The 26,544-nt window shown below is 70.7% G+C and carries 19 protein-coding genes and 1 tRNA gene; 18 read left to right on the forward strand and 2 right to left on the reverse strand.

Features of this window, described 5'->3' with window-relative positions:
• Positions 1-67: 67 nt before the first annotated feature.
• From gltB to BIU91_RS00285, 5 genes are all read left to right on the forward strand, one after another.
• Positions 68-4,585 (forward strand): glutamate synthase large subunit, encoded by a 4,518-nt coding sequence (gltB, locus tag BIU91_RS00265; RefSeq protein WP_071403980.1) that lies wholly within the window; start codon positions 68-70, stop codon positions 4,583-4,585.
• Positions 4,578-6,035 (forward strand): glutamate synthase subunit beta, encoded by a 1,458-nt coding sequence (locus tag BIU91_RS00270; RefSeq protein WP_071403731.1) that lies wholly within the window; start codon positions 4,578-4,580, stop codon positions 6,033-6,035. The genes gltB and BIU91_RS00270 overlap by 8 nt, the downstream gene beginning before the upstream one ends.
• 197 nt (positions 6,036-6,232) lie before the next feature.
• A complete protein-coding gene (pyk, locus tag BIU91_RS00275; protein WP_017887208.1) occupies positions 6,233-7,678 on the forward strand; it encodes a pyruvate kinase in 1,446 nt (481 codons plus the stop codon).
• Positions 7,679-7,808: 130 nt separating this feature from the next.
• Positions 7,809-8,903: a VIT1/CCC1 transporter family protein gene (locus BIU91_RS00280; RefSeq protein ID WP_071403732.1), complete on the forward strand. Its 1,095-nt coding sequence runs from the start codon at positions 7,809-7,811 to the stop codon at positions 8,901-8,903.
• A gap of 32 nt (positions 8,904-8,935) precedes the next feature.
• The gene (locus tag BIU91_RS00285) at positions 8,936-10,225 is read left to right on the forward strand and encodes an acyltransferase (protein WP_084740347.1); all 1,290 of its coding nucleotides are present in this window, start codon (positions 8,936-8,938) and stop codon (positions 10,223-10,225) included.
• Here the strand turns inward: BIU91_RS00285 and BIU91_RS00290 are convergent.
• On the reverse strand, positions 10,164-10,703 hold the full coding sequence (locus BIU91_RS00290) for a DUF308 domain-containing protein (RefSeq protein ID WP_171907741.1): 540 nt from the start codon (positions 10,701-10,703) through the stop codon (positions 10,164-10,166). The two genes, BIU91_RS00285 and BIU91_RS00290, sit on opposite strands and share 62 nt — an antisense overlap.
• A gap of 151 nt (positions 10,704-10,854) precedes the next feature.
• On the opposite strand from BIU91_RS00290, the gene BIU91_RS00295 reads away from it, so the two are divergent.
• From BIU91_RS00295 to BIU91_RS00320, 6 genes are all read left to right on the forward strand, one after another.
• Positions 10,855-12,396, forward strand: coding sequence for an aldehyde dehydrogenase family protein (locus BIU91_RS00295; RefSeq protein WP_071403735.1), 1,542 nt, complete (start codon positions 10,855-10,857; stop codon positions 12,394-12,396).
• Positions 12,396-12,794: a DUF779 domain-containing protein gene (locus tag BIU91_RS00300; protein WP_071403736.1), complete on the forward strand. Its 399-nt coding sequence runs from the start codon at positions 12,396-12,398 to the stop codon at positions 12,792-12,794. The genes BIU91_RS00295 and BIU91_RS00300 overlap by 1 nt, the downstream gene beginning before the upstream one ends.
• Positions 12,795-12,846: 52 nt before the next feature.
• The gene (locus BIU91_RS00305) at positions 12,847-14,016 is read left to right on the forward strand and encodes a helix-turn-helix domain-containing protein (protein WP_084740350.1); all 1,170 of its coding nucleotides are present in this window, start codon (positions 12,847-12,849) and stop codon (positions 14,014-14,016) included.
• Between the two features lie 55 nt (positions 14,017-14,071).
• Positions 14,072-14,156 (forward strand) — tRNA-Leu (locus tag BIU91_RS00310).
• 63 nt (positions 14,157-14,219) lie between these two features.
• Complete coding sequence (locus tag BIU91_RS00315) at positions 14,220-14,825, forward strand: response regulator (RefSeq protein ID WP_017887240.1); 606 nt, start codon at positions 14,220-14,222, stop codon at positions 14,823-14,825.
• A gap of 109 nt (positions 14,826-14,934) precedes the next feature.
• Positions 14,935-15,405 (forward strand): GNAT family N-acetyltransferase, encoded by a 471-nt coding sequence (locus BIU91_RS00320; protein ID WP_071403738.1) that lies wholly within the window; start codon positions 14,935-14,937, stop codon positions 15,403-15,405.
• 16 nt (positions 15,406-15,421) lie between these two features.
• Here the strand turns inward: BIU91_RS00320 and BIU91_RS00325 are convergent, their stop codons facing one another.
• On the reverse strand, positions 15,422-15,790 hold the full coding sequence (locus tag BIU91_RS00325) for a hotdog fold thioesterase (protein ID WP_051596794.1): 369 nt from the start codon (positions 15,788-15,790) through the stop codon (positions 15,422-15,424).
• A gap of 128 nt (positions 15,791-15,918) precedes the next feature.
• On the opposite strand from BIU91_RS00325, the gene polA reads away from it, so the two are divergent.
• The 7 genes from polA to BIU91_RS00360 all read left to right on the forward strand — a co-directional run bounded on the left by polA (position 15,919) and on the right by BIU91_RS00360 (position 26,471).
• On the forward strand, positions 15,919-18,561 hold the full coding sequence (gene polA, locus BIU91_RS00330; protein ID WP_253183648.1) for a DNA polymerase I: 2,643 nt from the start codon (positions 15,919-15,921) through the stop codon (positions 18,559-18,561).
• 50 nt (positions 18,562-18,611) lie between these two features.
• On the forward strand, positions 18,612-20,291 hold the full coding sequence (locus BIU91_RS00335; RefSeq protein ID WP_071403740.1) for a DUF885 domain-containing protein: 1,680 nt from the start codon (positions 18,612-18,614) through the stop codon (positions 20,289-20,291).
• A 158-nt stretch (positions 20,292-20,449) separates the two neighbouring features.
• Positions 20,450-21,925 (forward strand): 30S ribosomal protein S1, encoded by a 1,476-nt coding sequence (rpsA, locus tag BIU91_RS00340; protein ID WP_071403741.1) that lies wholly within the window; start codon positions 20,450-20,452, stop codon positions 21,923-21,925.
• Between the two features lie 92 nt (positions 21,926-22,017).
• Complete coding sequence (gene coaE / locus BIU91_RS00345; protein ID WP_071403742.1) at positions 22,018-22,620, forward strand: dephospho-CoA kinase; 603 nt, start codon at positions 22,018-22,020, stop codon at positions 22,618-22,620.
• A complete protein-coding gene (locus tag BIU91_RS00350) occupies positions 22,617-23,660 on the forward strand; it encodes a hypothetical protein (protein ID WP_071403743.1) in 1,044 nt (347 codons plus the stop codon). The genes coaE and BIU91_RS00350 overlap by 4 nt, the downstream gene beginning before the upstream one ends.
• Before the next feature lie 22 nt (positions 23,661-23,682).
• Complete coding sequence (locus BIU91_RS00355) at positions 23,683-25,179, forward strand: AMP-binding protein (protein WP_071403744.1); 1,497 nt, start codon at positions 23,683-23,685, stop codon at positions 25,177-25,179.
• A 47-nt stretch (positions 25,180-25,226) separates the two neighbouring features.
• Positions 25,227-26,471, forward strand: a complete 1,245-nt coding sequence (locus BIU91_RS00360) for an acyltransferase (protein WP_171907742.1) — start codon at positions 25,227-25,229, stop codon at positions 26,469-26,471.
• The last annotated feature ends 73 nt before the right edge of the window (positions 26,472-26,544 follow it).

A 26,544-nucleotide genomic window follows, 5' to 3' on the forward strand; every position in this document is an offset into this window, starting at 1 on the left:
GCCCTCGGCACCGACGAGCCTCGTGCCGCCGCACCGCCGCTTCTCCGCGATCCCGGACGCGACGGGCATGTACGACCCGGCGAACGAGAAGGACGCCTGCGGTCTCGCGATGGTCGCGACCCTGCGCGGCACGCCCGGGCACGACATCGTCGACGCGGCCCTCGGTGCGCTCCGGAACCTCGAGCACCGCGGTGCCGTGGGGTCCGACGCTGGCACCGGTGACGGCGCGGGCATCCTGTGCCAGGTGCCCGACGAGTTCCTGCGCGCCGTCGTGCCGTTCGAGCTGCCGGCAGCGGGGGAGTACGCCGTCGGCACCGCCTACCTGCCCCTGGACGACGACGCCCGCCACGCGGTGAAGGGCGCCGTCGAGCGACTCGCCCGCGAAGAGGGCCTGAAGGTCCTCGGGTGGCGCGAGGTCCCGGTGCGTCCGGAGGTCCTCGGCACGCTGGCCCGTGCCGCGATGCCGGCGTTCGAGCAGCTGTTCGTCGCCTCCATCCGGCACGACGTGCACGGTGCCTCGTGGAGCGGCATCGCGCTGGACCGTCAGGCCTTCCGCCTCCGCAAGCGCGCCGAGCACGACAACGACCTGTACTTCATGTCGCTGTCGAGCCGCACCATGGTCTACAAGGGCATGGTCACGACGCTCCAGCTCGAGCCCTTCTACCCGGACCTCAGCGACGAGCGCTTCGCGTCGAAGCTCGCGATCGTGCACTCGCGCTACTCCACCAACACGTTCCCGTCGTGGCCGCTCGCGCAGCCGTTCCGGACGATCGCCCACAACGGTGAGATCAACACCGTGCGCGGCAACCGCAACTGGATGCGCGCCCGCCAGTCGCAGCTCGAGAGCGAACTCCTCGGCGACATGGCCCCGCTGCTGCCCATCGTGAGCCCGGGGGCGAGCGACTCGGCCTCGTTCGACGAGGTCCTCGAGCTGCTGACCCTGACCGGCCGGACCCTGCCGCACGCCGTGTCGATGATGGTGCCCGAGGCGTGGGAGAACCAGGTCGGGATGGACCCGGACCTCCGCGCGTTCTACGAGTACCACTCGATGCTCATGGAGCCGTGGGACGGCCCCGCCGCGATCACCTTCACCGACGGCTCGCTCGTCGGCGCCACCCTCGACCGCAACGGCCTGCGCCCCGGACGCTTCCTGGTCACCGACGACGGCCTCATCGTGATGGGCTCCGAGACCGGGGTCATCGACGTGCCGGCCGCCAAGGTCGTGCGCAAGGGCCGCCTGCGTCCGGGCCGGATGTTCCTGGTGGACACCGAGGCCGGCCGCATCATCGAGGACGACGAGGTCAAGCGCGAGCTCGCCGCCTCCGGTCCGTGGGGCGACTGGCTCGAAGCCGGACGCATCAACCTCAACGACCTGCCGGAGCGCGAGCACATCGTGCACACCCCGGCGTCGGTCACCCGTCGTCAGCGCGCGTTCGGGTACACCGAGGAAGAAGTCCGCATCCTGCTGCGCCCGATGGCGGCAGCGGGTGCCGAACCCCTCGGGGCGATGGGCTCGGACACCCCGATCGCCGTGCTGTCGGAGCGTCCGCGCCTGCTCTTCGACTACTTCACGCAGCAGTTCGCGCAGGTGACCAACCCGCCGCTCGACTCGATCCGCGAGCAGGTCATCACCTCGATGGGGATGGGACTCGGTCCGGAGCGCAACCTGCTCTCCGCCGGTCCCGAGCACGCGAAGCAGATCACCCTCGACTTCCCGGTGATCGACAACGACCAGCTCGCCAAGGTCCAGCACTTCGAGACCGAGTCGGGTCGCCACCTGACCGTCACGATCAAGGGCCTGTACCGCGTCGACGCCGGCAAGAAGGCGATGCAGAAGCGCATCGCCGCCGTGTGCGACGAGGTCGACGCCGCGATCGAGTCCGGCAAGCAGTTCATCGTGCTGTCCGACCGCGACGGCAACTCCGAGCAGGCACCGGTGCCGAGCCTCCTGCTCCTCGCTGCGGTCCACCACCACCTGATCCGCACCGAGCAGCGCATGAAGGTCGGGCTGATCGTCGAGGCCGGCGACGTGCGCGAGGTCCACCACGTGGCGACCCTCATCGGGTACGGCGCCTCGGCGATCAACCCGTACCTGGCGATGGAGACCTGCGAGAACCTGGTCCGCGCCGGCATGATCCCCGGGATCACCCCGGAGCAGGCCGTCAAGAACGTCATCAAGGCGCTCGGCAAGGGCGTACTGAAGATCATGTCGAAGATGGGCATCTCCACGGTGTCCAGCTACGCCGGTGCGCAGGCGTTCGAGGCCGTCGGGCTCAGCCAGGAGTTCGTCGACAAGTACTTCACGGGCACCTCGTCGATCCTGGGCGGCGTCGACATCGACGTCATCGCCAAGGAGAACGCCGAGCGGCACGCCCAGGCGTACCCGCAGGACGGCGCGGTGCTCTCGCACGAGCGATTGCAGATCGGTGGCGAGTACCAGTGGCGCCGTCAGGGCCCGCCGCACCTGTTCAACCCGGACACGGTGTTCCGCCTGCAGCACGCCACCCGTGCCCGCCGGTACGACATCTTCCGCGAGTACTCGAGCGCCGTGGACGACCAGTCCGAGCAGCTCATGACGCTCCGCGGGCTGTTCCGGTTCAAGCAGGGCGCTCGGAAGCCCATCGCGCTCGACGAGGTCGAGTCGATCGAGTCGATCGTCAAGCGGTTCAACACCGGTGCGATGTCCTACGGGTCCATCTCGAAGGAAGCTCACGAGACGCTCGCCATCGCGATGAACCGACTCGGTGGCCGTTCGAACACGGGTGAGGGCGGCGAGGACGTCGACCGCCTGCTCGACCCCGAGCGCCGCAGCGCGATCAAGCAGGTCGCCTCCGGCCGGTTCGGCGTGACGAGCATGTACCTCACGCACGCCACCGACATCCAGCTCAAGATGGCGCAGGGCGCGAAGCCCGGCGAGGGCGGTCAGCTGCCCCCGGCCAAGGTCTACCCGTGGGTGGCCCGCACCCGGCACGCCACCGCGGGCGTCGGCCTCATCTCGCCGCCGCCGCACCACGACATCTACTCCATCGAGGACCTCAAGCAGCTGATCTTCGACGTCAAGCGCGCCAACCCGGCCGCCCGCGTCCACGTGAAGCTCGTGAGCCAGTCCGGCATCGGTGCGGTCGCGGCCGGCGTGACGAAGGCCCTGGCCGACGTCGTGCTCGTGTCCGGCCACGACGGCGGCACCGGCGCGAGCCCGCTCAACTCGCTCAAGCACGCCGGCACCCCGTGGGAGATCGGCCTGGCCGAGACCCAGCAGACGCTCATGCTGAACGGCATGCGTGACCGCGTCGTCGTGCAGGTGGACGGGCAGATGAAGACCGGACGCGACGTGGTCGTGGCCGCGTTGCTCGGGGCCGAGGAGTACGGCTTCGCGACCGCCCCGCTCGTGGTCGAGGGCTGCATCCTGATGCGCGTCTGCCACCTGGACACCTGCCCGGTCGGCGTCGCGACGCAGAACCCCGAGCTCCGCAAGCGGTTCTCCGGCAAGCCCGAGTTCGTCGTGAACTTCTTCGAGTTCATCGCACAAGAGGTCCGCGAGCTCCTCGCCGAGCTCGGCTTCCGCAGCCTCGACGAGGCCATCGGGCAGACCGACGCGCTCGACGTCGACCGTGCCGTCGAGCACTGGAAGGCCTCGGGGCTCGACCTCGCGCCGGTGCTCAAGGGACCGCACTTCGATGACGCCGAACCGCGCCGCCACCACCGCGAGCAGGACCACGAGCTGGACCAGCACTTCGACGTGCAGCTCATCCAGCAGACCGCGGACGTGCTCGACCACGGCGGTTCGATCGCGCTCGACCTGCCCATCCGCAACACCGAGCGCGCCGTCGGCACCATGCTCGGCCACCAGGTGACCCTGCGGCACGGCGAGCACGGCCTGCCGAACGGATCGATCGACGTGACGCTGCGCGGTTCCGCCGGGCAGTCGCTCGGTGCGTTCCTGCCGGCAGGCATCACGCTGCGGCTCATCGGCGACAGCAACGACTACGTCGGCAAGGGGCTCTCCGGCGGCCAGATCGTCGTCCGTCCCGACGCCGGTTCGGGCTTCGACCCCGCCGAGAACGTCATCGCCGGCAACGTCATCGGGTACGGCGCCACCCAGGGCAGCATGTTCATCCGCGGCATCGTGGGCGAGCGGTTCCTGGTGCGGAACTCCGGTGCCACGGCCGTCGTCGAGGGCGTGGGTGACCACGCGCTCGAGTACATGACGGGCGGGCTCGCGCTCATCCTCGGCGAGACCGGCCGGAACCTCGGTGCCGGCATGTCCGGTGGGACGGCGTACGTCCGCGGCCTGCGCCAGGAACACGTGAACACCGACGCCCTGGCGTCCGGCGAACTCCGGCTCGAGGCGCTCGACAGCGCCGACGTCGAGATCGTCACCGACCTGCTCACCCGGCACGCCGACGAGACGGGTTCGACGCTCGCGTCCGACCTGCTGGCGTCCGGAGACCTGAGCGACTTCGTCAAGGTGCTGCCGCGCGACTACGCGGCGGTGCTCGAGACGCGCAGACAAGCCGTCGACGAGGGGCTCGACCCCGACGGTGACATCGTTTGGAACAGGATCATGGAGGTGACCGGTGGCTGACCCCAAGGGATTCCTGAAGGTCCAGGAACGCGAACTCCCGCCCCGGCGACCCGTGCCCGTGCGGCTCATGGACTGGAAAGAGGTCTACGAGCAGCAGGAGTCCGGTGTCCTCAAGCGCCAGGCCGGCCGCTGCATGGACTGCGGCGTGCCGTTCTGCCACCAGGGCTGCCCGCTCGGCAACCTGATCCCGGAGTGGAACGACCTGACCTGGCGCGGTGAGGGCCGCCAGGCGATCGAGCGCCTGCACGAGACGAACAACTTCCCGGAGTTCACGGGTCGGCTCTGCCCGGCACCGTGCGAGTCGTCGTGCGTGCTCGGCATCAACCAGCCCCCGGTGACGATCAAGCAGGTCGAGGTCTCGATCATCGACCAGGCGTTCCAGAACGGCTGGGTCACCCCGCACCCGCCGGAGCGCCTGACGGGCAAGACCGTCGCCGTCGTGGGCTCCGGTCCCGCCGGACTCGCCGCCGCGCAGCAGCTCACGCGTGCCGGCCACACGGTCGCCGTCTACGAGCGGGACGACCGCATCGGCGGGCTGCTCCGCTACGGCATCCCGGACTTCAAGATGGAGAAGCGCCAGATCGACGCGCGCCTCGCCCAGATGCAGGCCGAGGGCACCCGGTTCCGTGCCGGGGTCGAGATCGGCAAGGACATCACCTGGGACGACCTGAAGTCGCGCTACGACGCGGTCGTCGTCGCCACCGGTGCCACGGTGCCGCGCGATCTGCCGATCCCGGGGCGCGACCTCGAGGGCGTGCACTTCGCCATGGACTACCTGGTCCAGCAGAACAAGGCGAACGCGGGCACGACGGTCGACAACCAGATCACGGCCGAGGGCAAGCACGTCGTCGTCATCGGCGGCGGCGACACCGGCGCGGACTGCATCGGTACCGCCCACCGCCAGGGCGCGTTGAGCGTGACGAACCTGGCGATCGGCAAGCAGCCGCCGCTCGAGCGTCCGTCCGACCAGCCGTGGCCGATGTTCCCGACCGTGTTCGAGATCACGAGCGCCCACGAAGAGGGCGGTGAGCGGCACTTCCTCGCCTCCACCGTCGAGTTCCTGTCGAACGACGCAGGCGAGGTCCGCGCACTGCGGGTCGCCGAGACCGAGTACCTCGACGGCCGGCGGGTCCCGAAGGCGGGCAGCGAGCGGGAGATCCCGGCCGACCTCGTCCTCATCGCGATGGGCTTCACCGGCCCCGAGTCGGACACGATCGAGCCGCAGCTCGGTCTGCCGACCACGGGTTCCGGGGCGCTCGACCGCCGTGCCGACTACGCGACCAACGAGGCCGGCGTGTTCGTCGCCGGCGACGCGGGTCGCGGGCAGTCGCTCATCGTGTGGGCGATCGCCGAGGGCCGTGCCGCGGCCGCACAGGTCGACGAGTACCTCGAGGGCTCCACGATCCTGCCGGCACCGGTCAAGGCGACCGACCGGGCGATCTCCGTCTGATGTCGGACGATCACGGAATGTCGGACGCGCACCAGATGTCGGACCGCCGCCAGACGGCGGACCGTCTCCACCAGATGCTCACGCTCCCGTGAGCGTGAGGCCACCAGCACTCGGTAGGGTGCTGGTGGCCTCGCTTCGTTCCGCGCGGCCCCACAGCGCGGAAACCCAAGCTCCATCCACCACCACGAAGGAATCCATTGAGACGCGCAAAGATCGTTTCGACGCTCGGACCGGCAACGTCGGACTACGAGACCGTCAAGGAGATCATCGAAGCGGGCGTCGACGTCGCCCGCCTCAACCTCAGCCACGGTGACTACAGCGTCCACGAGGCCAACTACGTCAACGTCCGTCGTGCCGCCGAAGAACTCGGCAAGCCGGTCGCGATCCTCGTCGACCTGCAGGGTCCGAAGATCCGTCTGGCACGCTTCGCCGACGGCCCGCACGACCTGGCGGTCGGTGACATCTTCACCATCACGACCGAGGACGTCCCCGGCTCGAAGGAGATCTGCGGCACGACGTTCAAGGGCCTGCCGCAGGACGTCAAGCCCGGCGACCCGCTGCTCATCGACGACGGCCGTGTCCGCCTCCGTGTCCTCGACACCGACGGCGTGCGGGTCCGCACCGAGGTCGTCGTCCCCGGCACGGTGTCCAACAACAAGGGCATCAACCTGCCTGGTGTCGCCGTCAACGTCCCCGCGCTCAGCGAGAAGGACGAGGCCGACCTGCGCTGGGCGATCCGCCAGGGCGCCGACCTCATCGCGCTGTCGTTCGTGCGCAACGCGAGCGACGTCGTGCGTGCCCACGAGATCATGGACGAAGAGGGCAAGCGCCTGCCGGTCATCGCCAAGGTCGAGAAGCCCCAGGCCGTCGACGCGCTCGAGGAGATCATCGACGCCTTCGACAGCATCATGGTCGCCCGCGGTGACCTCGGCGTCGAGCTCCCGCTCGAGGCCGTCCCGATCGTGCAGAAGCGCGCCGTCGAGCTGTCTCGCCGCATGGCGAAGCCGGTCATCGTCGCGACGCAGATGCTCGAGTCGATGATCTCGTCGCCGATCCCCACCCGCGCTGAGACGTCCGACGTCGCGAACGCCGTCCTCGACGGTGCCGACGCGGTCATGCTGTCCGGTGAGACGAGCGTCGGTGAGTACCCGGTGCAGACCGTCCGCACCATGGCCCGCATCGTCGAGTCCACCGAGGACCACGGTCTCGAGCGCATCGCCCCGCTCGGCACCAAGCCGCGCACCCTCGGCGGTGCGATCACCCTCGCCGCCGTCGAGATCGCCGAGTTCACCGAGGCGTCGTACCTCTGCGTCTTCACCGAGTCCGGTGACTCGGCCCGCCGCATGTCGCGCCTGCGCCACGGTCTGCCGATCATCGCCTTCACCCCGAACGAGGCCACGCGCCGCCGGATGGCCCTCACCTGGGGTGTCCGTTCGTTCCTGGTGGAGCGGAAGACCCACACCGACGAGCTCTTCTCGCAGGTGGACGACGTCCTCCTCGAGAACGGCCTGGCCGCCCCCGGCGACCGCGTCATCGTGACGGCCGGGTCCCCTCCCGGCATCGAGGGCTCGACGAACGACCTGCGCGTGCACCGGGTGGGCGACGCCCACGCCGAGGCCGCCCCGGCCTACGTCCGGGACTGATCCGAGGGATCCGTCGCCACCAGGGCGCGGACTGGAGGCCCGGTGCGAGCAGCGCCGACCGCTTCCGGTCCGCGCCCTGCCGCGTCTCCACGGCCCTGGTGGTGACCGGACGTCGGCCGCAGGCGGCAGGATGGTCGCTGTGAGCCTCCGATCCGACACCCCGGCGCCGCGCGCCGACGTCCGCCGCTGGCGTCGCTACCTGGCCGACGAACGTGCCGAGGCGGCCGTGTACCGCAACCTCGCTGCCCGCCGTTCCGGCGAGGAGCGTGAGATCCTCGCCGCGCTGGCCGAGGCCGAGGGACGGCACGCCGACCACTGGCTCGACCTGCTCGGCGACAACGTCGGACGGCCGCAGCGGGGGAGCCTGCGCACCCGGGTGCTCGCCGTGCTGGCCAAGCGGTTCGGGTCGGTCTTCGTCCTCGCGCTCATGCAGCGCGCCGAGGACCGCTCGCCGTACGCCGACGACTCGGACGCGACCGCGCGGATGGCCGCCGACGAGCGGATCCACGGCGAGGTCGTGCGCGGGCTCGCGAACCGGGGCCGGATGCGGCTGTCCGGCACGTTCCGGGCGGCGGTGTTCGGCGCGAACGACGGCCTGGTGTCCAACCTGGCGCTCATCATCGGCATCAGTGCCTCGGGGGCCGACCGGCACTTCGTGCTGCTGAGCGGCATCGCCGGCCTGCTCGCCGGCGCGTTGTCGATGGGGGCGGGGGAGTACGTCTCCGTCCGGTCGCAGCGCGAACTGCTCGAGGCGTCCGCGCCGCACCCCGAGGCCGGCAAGGCGGTGTCGGACCTCGACGTCGACGCGAACGAACTCGCGCTGGTCTACCGGGCGCGCGGGATGTCCGAGGCCGAGGCGACCGACCACGCCGCGCAGGTCCTCTCCGGCATCGGCGAGCGGCGTCCGGCGACCGGTTCGACCACGGTCGCGGACGACCACGAGGCGGTCGGTACCGGGCTGAGCGCCGCGGTGTCGAGCTTCTGCTTCTTCGCCTCGGGCGCGATCATCCCGGTGCTGCCGTTCCTCTTCGGCATGCAGGGGTGGCCGGCGATCGCGGTGGCCAGCGGGCTGGTGGGCATCGCCCTGCTCGGCACCGGTGCCGTCGTCGGCGTGCTCAGCGGGGCCTCGCCGGGCAAGCGGGCCTTCCGGCAGCTCGCCATCGGGTTCGGTGCGGCGATCGTCACCTACGCGCTCGGGCTGCTCTTCGGCACCGGGTCGGCCTAGCGGTCATATCCGATATGTGACATGCTGTTTGCATGTCATCTGCTCGCGCACCCCGTCTGGACCTCGCCCACATCGACGGGATGCGCGGGATCCTCGCTGCGTTCGTCGTGGTCGCCCACACGGTGCAGTTCACGGGCGTCGCCGGCTCCGTGGCGGCGTCGATGCCCTTCGTCTACCGGGTGCTCAGTGCCGGCGACCTCCGTGTGCCCGCGTTCATCGCGATCTCGGGCTTCACGATGATGATTGCCGTCTCGGGGCGCCACGACCTCCGCCTCGGGACGAGCTACGGGGCCTACGCGAAGCGCCGGATCCGTCGGCTCGTCCCGCCGTACCTGGCGGCGCTCGTGTTGGCGCTGGCGCTCATCGCGTTCGTCCCGGTGATGAACGAGCCGCACGGCACGGTCTGGGACGACAAGCTCCCGGTGACGTTGCAGGGCATCGTGACCCACGTGTTCCTGCTGCACAACCTGTCGCCGGAGTGGATCACGTCGATCAACGGGACGCTGTGGAGCCTGCCGATCGAGATGCAACTCACCCTGCTGATGCCCGTGCTCCTGCTCCTCTGGCGACGGACCCACCCCGTCGTCGTCATCGTCGTGTCCTTCGCCTTCGCCGTGCTGTCCATCGCCACCGGCGTCGGGGCATGGTCTGCACCGCACTTCCTCGGGGTCTTCGGCGTCGGCATGTACGGGGCCTTCCTGGTGATCGGGTCCGAGGACGACCTCCGACGGCGTCGACCCCGAGCCGTGCAACGGATGCTCCGGCACCAGCGATCCGTGCTCGTCGTCGCCCTCGTGGTGCTGACAGCAGCATTCGCCCAGGTCGCCGCCGCGCCGGGCATCGTCCACAGCGCGGTCACGGGCACCGTCGCCGGACTCGGGATCACGCTGCTCCTCATGGTGCTCGCCGAAGGCCAGCGGACCGGACGCGTCGGCACACACGGCGTCCGGCGGTTCCTGGGCGGACGTCGTCTGGTGCAGTCGGGGCTGGTCTCCTACAGCGTGTTCCTGGTGCACAGTCCGCTGCTCGCGCTCGGGAACCTGCTCCTGCTGCCACTCGGGCTCCCGACGCCGGCGCAGTTCGGGCTGATGCTGTTCGTTGTCGCTCCGGTCGTCGTCGCGGTGTGTGTCGTGTTCGCGGTGCTGGTCGAGCGCCCGTTCATGAACAGCCACCAGCGTGCGTTGCTCGGCGAGCTGTTCGGCCGACGCGCGGTCCCCGACGCACCGCTCATCGCCTCCGCCGACGCGCCGGCGGTGCCGGTCAGCGACGGACGGCGGCGCGCGGCGGCAGGAGCAGCAGGGCCGCGGCCCCGACGACGATGAGCGCGATGCCGGCGAAGACCATGAAGACGGTCAGCGCGAGTCCGGGTGCGACGAGCACGACGATGCCCCCGATGATCGACAGCACGCCGCTGACGACCGTCGGGACGCGTGACGACCCCGGGTGGCCGACGAAGCCGCCGACGATCGCGGCGACCCCCTCGATCAGGAACCCGACCCCGGCGAGCACGGCGTAGACGACGAGCGGGATCGCCGGGTCGAGCAGGGTCACGAGCCCCGCGACCGCGACCAGGCCGCCGATGATGCCGGACGTCCACCGCCACACCGGACGGGTGCCGTGCCCCCGCACCGCGGCGAAGACGCGCAGTGCCCCGGCCACGACGAGGTACACGCCGAACAGCAGCGCCACGAGCACGAGCGACGGGCGGGGCCAGACGATGGCCACGATGCCCAGTGCGATGGCGACGACGGCGGTGACGACGACGAACACCCGGAACGTCCTGACGGCACGAGAATCCACGAGCGCTCCTCCCTGATCGCAAGCGCTGGTGTCCAGCACGCTACCCGTCGGAGCCGCGGGCCGTGCAACGACCTGCAACCCCCGCGGTCGTACCGTGCGGAGCAGGCGCGCGACCCGTGCGCCCCGACAGCGTCGTCGAAAGGGCACCACCATGACCATCGCACCCTCGCCCACCAGCTACGCCGCACCCGGCGAGCCCGGCTCCCTGGTCGAGTACCGATCCCGGTACGACCACTTCATCGGCGGCGAGTACGTGCCGTCCGCCAGCGGGCAGTACTTCGAGAACCCCACCCCCGTCACGGGCAAGGTGTTCACCGAGGTGGCCCGCGGTGACTCCACGGACGTCGACCGGGCCGTCGCCGCCGGATGGAAGGCGTTCCCGGCCTGGGGACGGACGAGCGCGGCTGAACGTGCCGTCATCCTCAACAAGATCGCGGACCGCATGGAGGAGCACCTCGAGATGCTCGCCGTCGCCGAGACGTGGGAGAACGGCAAGCCGATCCGCGAGACCCTCGGCGCCGACATCCCGCTCGCGATCGACCACTTCCGGTACTTCGCCGGGGCGATCCGTGCGCAGGAGGGCTCCGCCGGCGAGATCGACCACGACACCGTGGCCTACCACTTCCACGAGCCGCTCGGCGTCGTCGGGCAGATCATCCCCTGGAACTTCCCGATCCTGATGGCGGTGTGGAAGCTCGCACCGGCCCTCGCCGCCGGCAACTGCGTCGTGCTGAAGCCCGCCGAGCAGACCCCGGCGTCCATCCACGTGCTCGTCGAGCTCATCCGCGACCTGCTGCCCGCCGGGGTGCTCAACGTCGTCAACGGCTTCGGCATCGAGGTCGGCGCACCGCTCGCGCAGCACCCGGACATCCGGAAGATCGCCTTCACGGGGGAGACCACGACCGGGCGGCTGATCATGCAGTACGCCTCGCAGAGCCTCATCCCGGTGACGCTCGAGCTCGGCGGCAAGAGCCCGAACGTGTTCTTCCCCGACGTGGCGGCCGAGAAGGACTCCTTCTACGACAAGGCGCTCGAGGGCTTCACGTTCTTCAACCTGAACCAGGGCGAGGTCTGCACGTGTCCGTCCCGGGCACTCGTGGCGAAGGAGATCTACGACGGGTTCGTCGCCGACGGCCTGGAACGCGTCCGTGCCGTCAAGCAGGGCCATCCGCTCGACCTGTCGACGATGATCGGCGCCCAGGCGTCCAACGACCAGCTCGAGAAGATCCTGAGCTACATCGACATCGGCAAGCAGGAGGGGGCGAAGCTCCTGACCGGTGGCGAGCGCGCCGACCTGGGCGGCGAACTCTCCGGCGGCTACTACGTCACGCCGACGGTGTTCGAGGGCGACAACTCGATGCGGATCTTCCAGGAGGAGATCTTCGGGCCCGTGCTCGCGCTGACGTCCTTCAGCGGCTACGACGACGCGATCGCCACGGCCAACGACACCCTGTACGGGCTCGGCGCCGGGGTGTGGAGCCGTGACGTCACGACCCTGTACCGCGCCGGACGTGACATCCAGGCCGGGCGCGTGTGGTCGAACACGTACCACCAGTACCCGGCGGGTGCGGCCTTCGGCGGCTACAAGCAGTCCGGCATCGGGCGCGAGAACCACAAGATGATGCTCGACCACTACCAGCAGACGAAGAACCTGCTCGTCTCCTACGCCGACGGACCGATGGGCTTCTTCTGATGCCCGACACCGCACGCGTCGCGGTGACGGCGGCGGCGGGGGAGCTCCTGCGGACCCTCACCGCCCGGCACGGCCCGCTGATGTTCCACCAGTCCGGCGGATGCTGCGACGGCTCGAGTCCGATGTGCTACCCGGTCGGCATGTTCCGGACCGGTCCGGGGGACGTCCTGCTCGGCGCGTTGCAGGTGGACGGCCTCGAGCCGGTCGAGGTCTACATGTCGGTGTCGCAGTTCGAGTACTGGAAGTACACGCACCTGACGATCGACGTCGTCGACGGTCGGGGCGGCGGGTTCTCGGTCGAGGTCCCGGAGGGCAAACGGTTCCTCACCCGGTCGCGGATGTTCGACGACGCCGAGCTCGCCGATCTCGGCCTGGTCCCGCGGGTGGCCCGGACGTAGGCTGACCGCACGCGTCGCGACGGAGCGGCGGGTGGGGTCGATCGGAGGACGCATGCGCGCACCCGGTCGGCTCCGCCCGCTCGTCGCCGCATCGTGGCAGCGGTCCGCCCGGGTCGACCCCGACGCCGCCCCGGTCCTCGCCCTCGGCGACGACGAACTCGATGCCGTCCGGCACGACGGCCCCCTCGCCACCCTGCTGCCGGTGGTCCGCCGGCTGCTGCTCGACGACTCCCGCTCGGCCGGGTGCGTCGTCGCCGTCGCGGACGCCGCGGGCCGTCTCGTCTGGGTCGACGGCGCCCGCTCCACGCGTCGCGCCGCCGAGGACATGGGCTTCGTCCCCGGGGCCGACTGGTCGGAGGACCGCGTCGGCACCAGCGCGCCCGGCACGGCACTGCGCCTGGACCGTCCGGTGCAGATCCGCTCCGACGAGCACTACGCGAACGCCGTCAAGCCGTTCTCGTGCACAGCCGTCCCGGTGCACGACGTGAGCGGTGCCACCGTCGGGGTGCTCGACCTGACGGGCGACGACCGCGCCGTCGAGCGGCACACGCTGTCGCTGCTCGCCGCCACGGTCGCCGCAGCCGAGGCCCAGCTCGCCCTCGCCGCGGTCCGACCACGGGCGCGGACACCCCGCGTACCGTCGGCCGAGCTGACCGTGCTCGGGACCGACACCGCCGTGCTCCGGATCGCCGACCGCCGGGTCGAGCTGTCCGCCCGGCACTCCGAGCTGCTCGTCGTGCTCGCCGCGCACCCCGCCGGCCTCGCAGCGACCGACCTCGCCGCCGCCGTCTACGGTGACCCGGGCGCGGTCGTCACCCTGCGCGCCGAGGTCGTCCGGCTGCGCCGGGTCCTCGCGCAGCACGCGCCGGACGTGACCGTGACGTCGCGGCCGTACCGGGTGACCGGGGTCCGGACCGACGTCGACGGCGTGCTGTCCGCGCTCGAACGCGGGGCGCGCCTCCAGGCCGTCGACCGGTACGCCGGACCGGTCCTGCCGGGGTCCGCCGCACCCGGCGTCGACGCGGTCCGTGACCTGGTGCGGCTGCGGTTCCGCGAGTCGGTCGTCGCCGACGGCGGCGTCGACGCCCTGCTCGCGTGGGCGCGCACCCCGGACGGTGCGACCGACGCGCTCGTGCTGCGCGCGCTGCTGGCGGTGCTGCCGCGGCGGTCGCCGCGACGGGCCGGTCTCGTGGCGGCGATCGAGGCGCTCGAGGGCTCCTGAGACGGTCGACGGCGGGCCGGGAGGCGCGGGTCGGGCTGGTAGTGTTGGCCTCCTCGCGAGTGTGGTGGAATCGGCAGACACGGGGCACTCAAAATGCTCTGCCTCACGGCGTGCGGGTTCAAGTCCCGCCACTCGTACCATCCGACTGATCGATCTGCGTGGTCTGGGATACGGCACTTCCGTCGTCTAGTAGGCTTTCGTCCGTGAGTGACACAGAAGCAACAGCACCAGCACCCCGTCGCGTCGTCGTCGCCGAGGACGAGTCGCTCATCCGCCTCGACATCGTGGAGATCCTCCGCGACAACGGGTTCGACGTGGTCGGTGAAGCCGGTGACGGTGAGACCGCCGTCCAGCTCGCGACCGACCTCCGCCCCGACCTCGTCGTGATGGACGTCAAGATGCCCCAGCTCGACGGCATCTCCGCAGCCGAGAAGCTGTCCAAGAACCACATCGCGCCCGTCGTCCTGCTGACCGCGTTCAGCCAGAAGGACCTCGTCGAGCGTGCGACCGAGGCCGGTGCGCTGGCCTACGTGGTCAAGCCCTTCACCCCGAACGACCTGCTCCCCGCGATCGAGATCGCCCTCTCGCGGTACCAGCAGATCATCACGCTCGAGGCCGAGGTCGCCGACCTCGTCGAGCGCTTCGAGACCCGCAAGCTCGTCGACCGCGCCAAGGGCCTGCTGAACGAGAAGATGGGCCTCACCGAGCCCGAGGCGTTCCGCTGGATCCAGAAGGCCTCGATGGACCGCCGCCTGACCATGCACGACGTCGCGAAGGCGATCATCGAGCAGCTCAGCGCCAAGAAGTAGTCCAGCGCACCACCGTCGCTCACGGAACGCCGCCGGACCCCCCGGGGTCGGCGGCGTTCCTGCGTCCGGGGGTGGGGCGTGTGCCGCGACCACCTGGCAGGCTGGAGCCATGGACGACGTGGTGATCCGGGCCTCCCGGCCTGACGACATGCCGGCGGTGGCCGACCTGCGGTGGCGGTGGAGCGTCGACGAGGGCGGCGCGCATCCGGCTGCGAGCTTGGAGGCGTACCGCGATGCAATGACGGCGTTCGCGGCCGACCACGCGGAGTCGCACCGGTGCGTCGTCGCGGAGCGGGACGGTGTCGTGCTCGGCATGGCGTGGCTCGGGCTCGTCGCGCGACCGCCGCTGCCGGACTGGCCGGGGCGCCGACTGACCGCCGACGTGCAGACGGTCTACGTGCACCCGCAGCTGCGCGGTTCCGGCGTCGCCGGACGGCTCGTCACGGCCCTGCTCGAGCTCGCCGACGAGCTCGGCGTGGAGCGGACGTCGGTGCACTCGAGCGTGGACGGCGAACGGCTCTACCGGAGGCTCGGGTTCGGCGACGCCCGCCTGCTGCTGCAGCGGCCGCCGGAGGACTGAGTCGTCGCTCCGTCGGTCAGCGTCGCTCGCGGATCATGTTCGTGATCCGCACGGTGGAGCAGCGACGACCCTGGTCGTCGGTCAGGACGATCTCGTGGGTGGTGAGCGTGCCGCCCAGGTGGATGGCGGTGCACGTGCCCGTTACGATGCCGCTCGTGGCGCTGCGGGAGTGCGAGGCGCTGAGCTCGATGCCGACGGCGTAGCGGCCGGGCCCGGCGTGCACGTTCGCGGCCATCGAACCGAGGCTCTCCGCGAGGACGACGTAGGCGCCGCCGTGCAGCAGGCCGACCGGCTGGCGGTTGCCCTCGACGGGGATCGAACCGACCGCGCGCTCGGCCGAGAGCTCGGTGATGACCATGCCCATCTTCTCGGCCAGCTCGCCCATGCCGCGTTCGTCGATGCGGGGGTCGATCGTGGTCGATGCGGTGTCGTCGGTCACGGTCTGCGTCGACCTTCCGTGTCAGCGGGCGTCGGTAGGCTGTCCGGGTGTCGGACTCCGCAAAGCCTACCCTCATGGTCATCGACGGCCACTCGCTCGCCTTCCGGGCCTTCTACGCGCTGCCGGTCGACAGCTTCGTGAACCGCGAGGGGCAGCACACCAACGCGATCCACGGCTTCATCTCGATGCTGCTGATGCTCCTGCAGCGCGAGAAGCCCACCCACCTGGCGGTGGCGTTCGACATCTCCCGGTTCTCGTTCCGCACCCGCGAGTACGCCGAGTACAAGGGCACCCGCTCCGAGACCCCGGCCGAGTTCAAGGGCCAGATCCCGCTCCTGCAGCAGGCGCTCGAGGCGATGGGCATCACCACCGTCACGAAAGAGGACTACGAGGCCGACGACATCCTCGCGACCCTCTCCAAGCAGGGTGCCGACCAGGGCTTCACGGTCTACGTGGTCTCCGGTGACCGCGACTCGATCCAGCTCGTCAACGACGACGTCACGCTGCTCTACCCGTCCGTCCGCGGTGTCTCCGAACTCACCCGCTACGACCGCGACAAGGTCTACGAGCGCTACGGCATCGAGCCCCACCAGTACCCGGACATCGCCGCACTCGTCGGCGAGACCAGCGACAACCTGATCGGCATCGACAAGGTCGGCGAGAAGACCGCGGTCAAGTGGGTGACCCAGTACGGGTCGCTCGACGGCGTCCTCGAGCACGCCGACGAGATCAAGGGCGTCGTCGGCAACAACCTGCGCGAGCAGCAGGACCGGGCCATCCGGAACCGCCGGCTCAACCGCCTGGTCACCGACGTCGAGCTGCCCGTCGGTCCCGCCGACGTCGCGCTCCGCCCGGTCGACGAGACCGCGGTGCGCGAGCTCTTCGCGAAGCTGCAGTTCCGTACGCTGCTCGACCGCGTCTTCAAGGTCGCCGGGTCGGGCGACCCCGCCGAGCCCGCGCCCGAGGGCACCGTCGCCGACGGCGCGCCGACCCCGCCGCCCGTCAAGACCCTGATCGACGAAGAGCTCGGGTACTGGCTCGAACGCCGCAACGCCACCGAGGCGGCGAACGGCTACGGCGTCGCGGTCGAGGTCATCGACGGACGCCTCAGCGCCATCGGCATCGCGACCCACGACGACGCCGTGCTGGTACCGGGCGGCAGCGGCGCGAAGGACTACGAGCAGCTCTCGGCCTGGTTCGCCTCCGACGCCCCGAAGCACTTCCACGACGCCAAGGCCGCGATCAAGGCGCTCGGCACCGCCGGCTTCGTCGTGAACGGCATCGCGGGCGACGCCCGGATCATGGGGTGGCTCGCGCAGCCCGGCAAGCAGGGGCAGCCGCTGTCCGACCTCGTCTACCAGGAGCTCGGCGAAGAACTGCCGACGGCCGACCCGAACCAGCTGGTCCCCGAGACCGACCCGGTCAACGTCGGGGTGCACGCGTGGTTCGTGCTCCGCGTCACCACGGCCCTGCGCGCCCGGATCGACGGGTCCTCGCTGCAGGTCCTCGACGACATCGAGCTGCCGCTCGTGTCGGTGCTGGCCGGCATGGAGACCATCGGCGTCGGCATCGACCGCCCGGTGCTCACCGGCCTGTCGAAGGAACTCGGGGAGCGCGCCGCCGAACTCGCGCAGCAGGCCTTCGCCGAGATCGGGCACGAGGTCAACCTCGGATCGCCGAAGCAGCTGCAGGAGGTCCTGTTCACCGAGCTCGCGATGCCGAAGACCCGCAAGACCAAGACCGGGTTCTCGACCGACGCCGCGAGCCTGGCCGACCTGCAGGAACAGCACCCGCACCCGTTCCTCGGGCTCCTGCTGCAGCACCGCGACGCCACGAAGCTCCGGCAGATCGTCGACACGCTCGACGCCGCCGTGGTCGACGGGCGCATCCACACCCGCTACGAGCAGACCGGTACGAGCACCGGCCGGGTCTCGTCGACCGACCCGAACCTGCAGAACATCCCGGTGAAGACGGCCGTCGGTCGCCGGATCCGGTCGGCGTTCGCGGTGGCCGAGCCGTACACGACGCTCGTCACCGCCGACTACTCGCAGATCGAGATGCGGATCATGGCGCACCTCTCCGGCGACCCGGGGCTCATCCAGGCCTTCAACGAGGGCGAGGACCTGCACCGCTTCGTCGGCGCCCGGGTGTTCGGCGTCGACCCGGCCGAGGTCTCGAACGAGATGCGCACCAAGGTCAAGGCGATGTCCTACGGCCTGGCCTACGGGCTGAGCGCCTTCGGTCTGTCGAAGCAGCTGCGCATCGAGCAGTCCGAGGCCCGCACCCTGATGACCGAGTACTTCGCTCGCTTCGGCGCGGTGCGCGACTACCTGCGCAACGTCGTCGAGCAGGCGCGCGAGGACGGCTACACCGAGACGATCTTCGGTCGCCGTCGCCCGTTCCCCGACCTGAAGAGCCCGAACCGGGTCCTGCGCGAGAACGCCGAACGCGCCGCGCTGAACGCCCCGATCCAGGGGTCGGCCGCCGACATCATCAAGATCGCGATGCTCGGGGTCGCCGACGACCTGCGCGACGGCGAGCTGCAGTCGCACCTGCTGCTCCAGGTGCACGACGAGCTCATCCTCGAGGTCGCGCCCGGGGAGCAGGAGCGTGTCGAGGAGATCCTCCGCACCCGGATGGGCAGCGCAGCCGAGCTGACCGTCCCGCTCGACGTCTCGGTCGGTGTGGGGCCGAACTGGGAGAGCGCCGCCCACTGACCCGGGCGGCTCGGGAGTCCTGCCGACCCGCGGGTCGGTAGGGTCGGGGCATGAGCGAAGAGCGTCCTGTCCGCCAGCCATCCGCCGTCGACCGCGCCGCCGAGGACTGGGTCACCACCCTCGTCGACCTCGACCCGACGACCGCCACCTACATCGGCGTCCCGGGGCGCACGGGGGAGTACGGCGACACCTCGCCCGCCGGCGCCGCCGCGATGGCCGAGGCCGCGCGCGGTGCGAAGCGTGCGCTCGACGCCGCTCCCGCCGTCGACTCGGTGGACCAGGTGACGAAGGCCGACCTCGGGGCCGAGCTGGACCTGGTGCAGGAGTCGTACGAGCGCAAGCTGCACCTCCGTGACCTCAACGTCATCGCGAGCCCGGCGCAGTCGGTCCGCGAGATCATCGACCTGATGCCGACCGCGACCGAGGGCGACTGGCAGGACATCGCGAGCCGACTGCACGCGCTGCCCGACGCGCTCGAGGGCATCCGCGAGACCCTGCTCGAGGGCACCCGCGAGGACGTCACCCCGGCGAAGCGCCAGGTCGCGCTCATCGCCGAGCAGGCGGCGCGAACCGGCGCCGACGGCGGGATGTTCCGTCAGCTGGCCGACGCCGCGGCGTTCGAGGGCGACGGCCCCGTGCCGGAGACGCTCCGAGCAGACCTGCACCGCGGTGCCGAGGTCGCCGCGGCGGCCTACCGCTCGTTCGGCCAGTTCCTGGAGCACGAGCTGCTGCCGCTCGCCACCCCCGTCGACGCCGTCGGTCGCGAAGCATACGAGCTGCACTCGCGCCGGTTCCTCGGCGCGGTCGTCGACCTCGACGAGACGTACGAGTGGGGCCTCGAGGAACTCGCGCGCATGCGGGACGAGCAGGAGCGCATCGCCGACCGCATCGAGTCCGGCGCGAGCGTCGCCCGGGCGATCGAGGTGCTCGACACCGACCCGTCCCGGATCCTGCACGGCACCGACGCCCTGCAGCGGTGGATGCAGGAGACGAGCGACGCGTCGATCGCCGCGATGGCCGGGACCTACTTCGACATCCCGGACCCGATCCGTCGCCTCGAGTGCCGGATCGCCCCCACGCAGGAGGGCGGCATCTACTACAGCGGCCCCTCCGACGACTTCTCCCGTGCCGGCCGCATGTGGTGGTCCGTCCCCGAGGGCGTCACCGAGTTCGGCACCTGGCGCGAGAAGACGACGGTCTACCACGAGGGTGTCCCCGGACACCACCTGCAGATCAGCCAGGGCGTCTACAACCGCGGCGAACTGAACACGTGGCGCCGGCAGCTGTCCGGCTCCTCCGGGCACGTCGAGGGCTGGGCGCTGTACGCCGAACGGCTGATGGAGCAGCTCGGGTTCCTCGACGACGACGGGGACCGCCTCGGCATGCTCGACGGGCAGCGGATGCGGGCGGCCCGCGTCGTGCTGGACATCGGCGTGCACCTGCAGAAGACGAACCCCGACGGCGGCGGCTGGACGTGGGAGTACGCGCTCGACTTCATGGGGCAGAACGTGAACATGGACCCCGCGTTCGTCCGGTTCGAGGTCGCCCGGTACTTCGGGTGGCCGGGGCAGGCCCCCTCGTACAAGGTGGGTCAGCGCGTCTGGGAGTCCATCCGCGACGAGGTCGCCGCCCGCGAGGGAGCCGACTTCGACCTGAAGGCGTTCCACCACCGTGCGCTCTCCCTCGGCAGCATCGGCCTCGACACCCTGCGGACCGCCCTGGTCGGGTGACGCGCCGTCGACACGCCCGGTTGTGGGGCCTCCGCCGGTGCGGTTAGACTTGTGCGGCGCAATCCGCGCCACTCAATCAATCGCCACGGCGGTGCACCACGGGGGCCGAGTCCCCGCACGCCATGGCCCGACTCATGTCCGTTCGGAGCAATCTCTACATGACAACCACTACGACCAAGGCTCCTAAGCAGGTCGCCATCAACGACATCGGTTCGGCTGATGACTTCCTGGCCGAGGTCGAGAAGACCCTGAAGTTCTTCAACGACGGTGATCTCATCTCCGGCACCGTCGTGAAGATCGACCGCGACGAGGTCCTCCTCGACGTCGGTTACAAGACCGAGGGCGTCATCCCCTCGCGCGAGCTCTCGATCAAGCACGACGTCGACCCCAACGAGGTCGTCGAGGTCGGCGACGAGGTCGAGGCCCTGGTTCTCCAGAAGGAGGACAAGGAAGGCCGCCTCATCCTGTCGAAGAAGCGCGCGCAGTACGAGCGTGCGTGGGGCGACGTCGAGAAGATCAAGGAGTCCGACGGCGTCGTGACCGGAACGGTCATCGAGGTCGTCAAGGGCGGTCTCATCGTCGACATCGGCCTCCGTGGCTTCCTCCCCGCCTCGCTCATCGAGCTCCGTCGTGTCCGCGACCTGACGCCGTACCTCGGCCAGGAGATCGAGGCGAAGATCCTCGAGCTCGACAAGAACCGCAACAACGTGGTCCTGTCGCGCCGTGCGCTCCTCGAGCAGACGCAGTCCGAGTCCCGGACGACGTTCCTCAACAACCTCCACAAGGGCCAGGTCCGCAAGGGCATCGTGTCCTCGATCGTCAACTTCGGTGCGTTCGTGGACCTCGGCGGCGTCGACGGTCTCGTCCACGTCTCCGAGCTCAGCTGGAAGCACATCGAGCACGCCAGCGAGGTCGTCGAGGTCGGTCAGGAAGTCACCGTCGAGATCCTCGAGGTCGACCTGGACCGCGAGCGCGTGTCGCTCTCGCTCAAGGCGACGCAGGAGGACCCGTGGCAGGTCTTCGCCCGCACCCACGCGATCGGTCAGATCGCACCGGGCAAGGTCACGAAGCTCGTCCCGTTCGGTGCCTTCGTCCGCGTTGCCGACGGCATCGAGGGCCTCGTGCACATCTCGGAGCTCTCGAACAAGCACGTCGAGCTCGCCGAGCAGGTCGTGTCGGTCAACGACGAGGTCTTCGTCAAGATCATCGACATCGACCTCGACCGTCGCCGCATCTCGCTCAGCCTCAAGCAGGCGAACGAGGGCGTCGACCCGGAGAGCGACGAGTTCGACCCGGCGCTCTACGGCATGCCGACCGAGTACGACGACAAGGGTGACTACAAGTACCCCGAGGGCTTCGACCCGGAGACCAACGAGTGGCTCGAGGGCTACGACACGCAGCGCACCGAGTGGGAGGGCCAGTACGCGGCCGCCCAGGGGCGTTGGGAAGCCCACAAGGCGCAGGTCGCGAAGACCATCGCCGACGAGGCGCAGGGTGGCTTCGACCTCCCGGCCACGGCTTCCTCGTCGTCGTCGACCTCGTCGTTCGCCGGCGAGACGGGTGGCGCGAGCCCCCTGGCCGACGACGCGTCGCTCGCTGCACTCCGCGAGAAGCTCAGCTCGACCAACAACTGATCGAGCGGTTCGTCCCGACCGGAAGCCCGGCACCCCTGACAGGGTGCCGGGCTTCCGGCGTTTCCGGGCATCGGGGTCGTTACCCTGTTGCCGTGCACATCATCGGACTCACGGGCGGCATCGCCGCGGGCAAGTCGACCGTCTCCCGGCGCTGGGCCGAGCACGGGGCCGTCGTCGTCGACGCTGACCGACTGGCTCGGGACGCCGTGGCACCGGGCAGCCCGGGCCTGGCACAGGTCGCCGAGCGGTTCGGTCCGTCGGTGATCGCCGCCGACGGTTCCCTCGACCGGCCGGCGCTCGGGTCGATCGTGTTCGCGGACCCCGCGGCGCGGAAGGACCTCGAAGCGATCACGCACCCCGAGGTCTGGCGGCTCGCGCAGCAGGCGTTCGACGCCGCCGAGGCAGCCGACCCCGACGCCGTGGTGGTCTACGACGTGCCGTTGCTCGCCGAGGCCCGCGGCGCGCGTCCGCTCCGGTTCGACGCCGTCGTGGTGGTCGACGCCCCCGCGGCGCAGCGCATCGAGCGGCTCGTCGAGCACCGCGGGATGCCCCGTGACGAGGCCGAGCGTCGCGTCGCCGCCCAGGCGAGCGATGCCGACCGTCTCGCCCTCGCCGACCACGTCGTCGACGCCACCGGGACGCTCGAGCAGACGATCCGCTCCGCTGACGAGGTGTGGGCGCGGATCACTCCATGAACCACCGCCTGCTGCTCGTCCTCGCCGCGATCGTCCTCGTGGCGATCGGGGCCGCCTCGCTCGTCGCCGCGAACGTCCTCGGTGCCCAGCGTGTGGCGGACAACGGCCGGGTCGCGGTGCACGAGCGGCCGTCGGGTGACGAACACGGGCCCGAGGGGGAGTTCCACCGGTTCCGGCTCGGAACGGTGAACGGTGAGCGGCTCACCCCGAACCGTGACGACTTCGCCGCACGCACCTCGGCTGACGGGCCGCTCCTGCTGTTCCTGCCGGCGACGCGATCCCGTCCGGCGGAGTACCAGCGGTTCCTCGGAGCCGCCCTGGCTGACGGGTACCACGTGCTCGGTCTCGACTACTGGAACCTGGGCCGCACCCTGTCCGGCACGTGTGAGGCCGACGCACGCTGCTACGGCATGGTGCAGCGGAACCGCTTCGACGGCACGCGGCCCTCGGCGTTCAGTGCGGTCAGTCCGGCCGGGTCGATCGTCTCGCGCTTCCGGGACGCCGTCGCGTACCTCGACGACCACGACCCCGACGGCGGCTGGGGGCGGTTCGTCCAGGGCGACGACCGCATCGTCTGGAACGACATCGTCGTGGCCGGGCACTCGCAGGGCGGCGGAGAGGCGGCGTACATCGCCCACGTCCGCAGTGTCCACGGCGCGCTGATGTTCTCGTCACCCGTCGAGTCCCGCGGGCCGGCACACGCAGCGTGGATGGACCGCCCGGGCCGGACACCGGTGGACCGGATGTACGCCATCGACGACGTCCGTGACACGTTCGGCCCCCGCATCACCGGTTCGTGGGACGTCCTCGGGCTGAGCGGTGTGTCCGGGCCGTTCGAGACGGACACCGCACCGCCACTCGCCGGAGCGGACCCGCACGCGATCCTCACCGACCTCGGCGGCGAGGGCAAGGCGCACTCCCTGATCATCAAGGACTCGACGCCGCTCACCCGTGACGGCGTCCCCCGGATGCTCCCGCTGTGGCAGTGGATGCTGCACCGGTTCTCCACAGATCCCGCTGTTCCCTCCGACCGCTCATAGCGTCGCGCAATAGCCTTCCTGCGTGCAGCCCGTTCGTGATGAACCCGACCTGCGCTCGCTGATCCGGGCCCGTGCGGCCGACGGGAGCGTGCGCCACTTCCTCGAGGACGCTCGCTCCGAGCGCGTCCTCACGTACCGCGCGCTCGACGACGCGGTGACCGCCTGGTCGCGGACCTTCGACGCGATCGGCATCGCGCCGTCGGGTGCCGTCCTGGTCGACGTGGGTGACCCGCTCGCGTTCGCGGTCGTGCACCTGAGCGCCGTCGCCTCCGGTCGCCGCGCGATCCCCGTCGACACCGGCCAGCCGGCCACCGAGCCCGGCCGTCTCGCCGACCTCATCGGCGGAGCGTCCATCGTCGTGTCGGACCGCGCGGTGGACGCGACCGTCCCCGGGGCACCGGCGAGCGGGATCGACCCGGTCACGTTCCTCCCGACCGCCGTCCGTGACGGCGACCTGCCCGCCCACAGCCCGCACGCGCCGGGCCAGGGGTCCGTCGTGCTGTTCACCTCCGGGTCGACCGGCACGCCGAAGGGCGTCGAGCTGCCCGAGACGCAGCTGCTGTTCGTCGCCCGGGCCGTCGCGCAGCACAACCGGCTGGTGCCGGACGACCGCGGGTTCAACTCCTTGCCGCTGTTCCACGTCAACGCCGAGGTGGTCGGACTGCTTGCGACGCTCGTCGCCGGCGCGACCCTCGTGCTCGACCGGCGCTTCCGTCGTACCGGGTTCTGGGACCTGCTCGCGGAACGACGGATCACCTGGCTGAACGCCGTCCCGGCCGTCCTGGCCGTACTGGCGAAGACCGGGCCGCTCGAGTTCCCGCCGGGCCTGCGGTTCGTGCGCAGCGCGTCGGCGCCGTTGCCCGACCCGGTGCGCGCCGCCCTCGGCGACGTGCCGCTCGTCGTGAGCTGGGGCATGACCGAAGGCGCCTCGCAGATCACGGCGACGCCGCTCGACGAACCGGCCCGGCCCGGCACCGTCGGGGTCCCGGTCGGGTCCGAGGTGCAGGTCCGCGGCGAGGACGGCTCGCTCTTGCCCGCCGGCGAGATCGGTGCGCTGTGGGTGCGGGGCGAGGGGATCGTCCGGGGCTACCTGGGTGGCCGCGCGTCCGAGCGGTTCGACGCCGACGGGTGGCTGCACACCGGTGACGTCGGGTCCGTCAGCACCGACGGCTGGGTGTCCCTGGCCGGACGCTCCGACGACGTCATCAACCGCGGTGGCGAGAAGGTCTACCCGTCCGAGGTCGAGGACGTCCTGCTCGGCGACCCACGCGTGCTCGAGGCGGTCGTCGTCGGCCGCCCCGACGACGTGCTCGGTGCCGTCCCGATCGCCTACGTGATCCCGCAGCCCGACGAACCCGTCGACCACGCAGCCCTCGTGGCCGATCTCGTTGCCCGGGCCGAGGCACACCTGACCCGGTTCCGCCAACCGGTCGAGGTCATCGTCGTGCCCGACCTGCCGCGTGCGCCAACCGGCAAGGTGCAGCGCGCGAAGGTCCGGACCATGGCCCGACCCTCGTGAACGGGTCGTCACGCGTGTTCCCTGCGTCGACCGGCGACGAGCCAGGGGTGCAGACGCCGACGCGCACGGCCGAGGGCAAGCCCCGGCACCTGTACGAGGTCGACGTGCTCCGCATCCTCACGTTCGCGTGCGTGATCGGGGTGCACACCACGAGCCACACCGCGGCCACCGACGACGTCGGGCTGAACGCGCTGCTCGCCCTGCTGCACTTCACCCGGCTGGTCTTCTTCTCGCTGACCGCGTTCGTGCTCGTGTACAGCTACACCTTGCGCCCGAGGCCGATGGCGCAGTTCTGGCCGAAACGGTTCCTGCTCGTGGGCGTGCCGTACCTGGCGTGGTCGTTCGTCTACGTCGCGGCGGCGTGGCTGCTGAGCCCGACCCGCCGTGGTCACGTCCCGGACCTGGTGCGCACCGCGGCCGAGGGCATCGTCACCGGCACCTCGTGGTACCACCTGTACTTCCTGCTCGTGACGATGCAGGTGTACCTGCTCCTGCCGGTGATCGTCTGGCTGGTGCGCCGGACCCGCGGGCACCACGTGACCGTGCTGGTCGTGGCGTTCCTGGTCCAGCTGGTGGTGTTCGCCGGGTACAAGTACTTCCCGGCGAGCGACGCGTGGATGCAGGGGTACCAGAAGCAGTTCTTCTTCTCGTACGTCTTCTTCATCGTCTCGGGGGCGATCGCCGCCGACCACGCGGACGCGTTCCTGCGGTTCATCCGGGTCCACCGCCGTTCGGTCCTGTGGGCGTTCGCCGGCGTCGGTGGGCTCACCCTCGGTGTGTGGGCGCTGCAGGTGGGCCTCGGGCAGTCCCTCTACGCCGCGGGGACGCCGCTGCAGCCGGTCCAGGTGGTCTGGAGCACCGCGGTGTTCGTCGGGTTCCTGGCGATCGGCGCGGCCTGGGCGGATCGACGGCGCCCCGGGAGCCGGACCGCCCGGTTCGTCGACTACGCCTCCGATCGCTCGTTCGGCATCTTCCTGAGCCACCCGTTCGTCATCTGGATCCTGCTCTACGGCGACAGCTGGCTCGAGGCCGTCGTGCCACGTCCGTGGCTCACGCTCGTCACCTACGTGCTCGTGCTGGTGCTGTCCGTCGCGGTGACCGAGCTGTTCCGGTGGACGCCCCTCAGCGTGCCGTTGACCGGGCGGCCGTCGTTGTCCTCTCGGGCGTCACGAGCGGCGCGGGCGCGTCGGTCCGCCGGCGCGGGGGTGCCGCAGCGGTCGCCGGAGCCGGTGGAGCCGGACGACGCCCTCGTCGGCGAGACCGACGACGTCGGGCGGCGCGCCGCGCGCTGAGCGCTCGCCCGCACGCTCGCACCAGCCGTGCGGGGCGGTGGACACGTGGCGCGGCGGCCGGGAGGCACGTGGC

Origin of the sequence: Curtobacterium sp. MMLR14_002 (assembly GCF_001864975.1) — a bacterium.
GTDB classification, from domain to species: Bacteria; Actinomycetota; Actinomycetes; order Actinomycetales; family Microbacteriaceae; genus Curtobacterium; species Curtobacterium flaccumfaciens.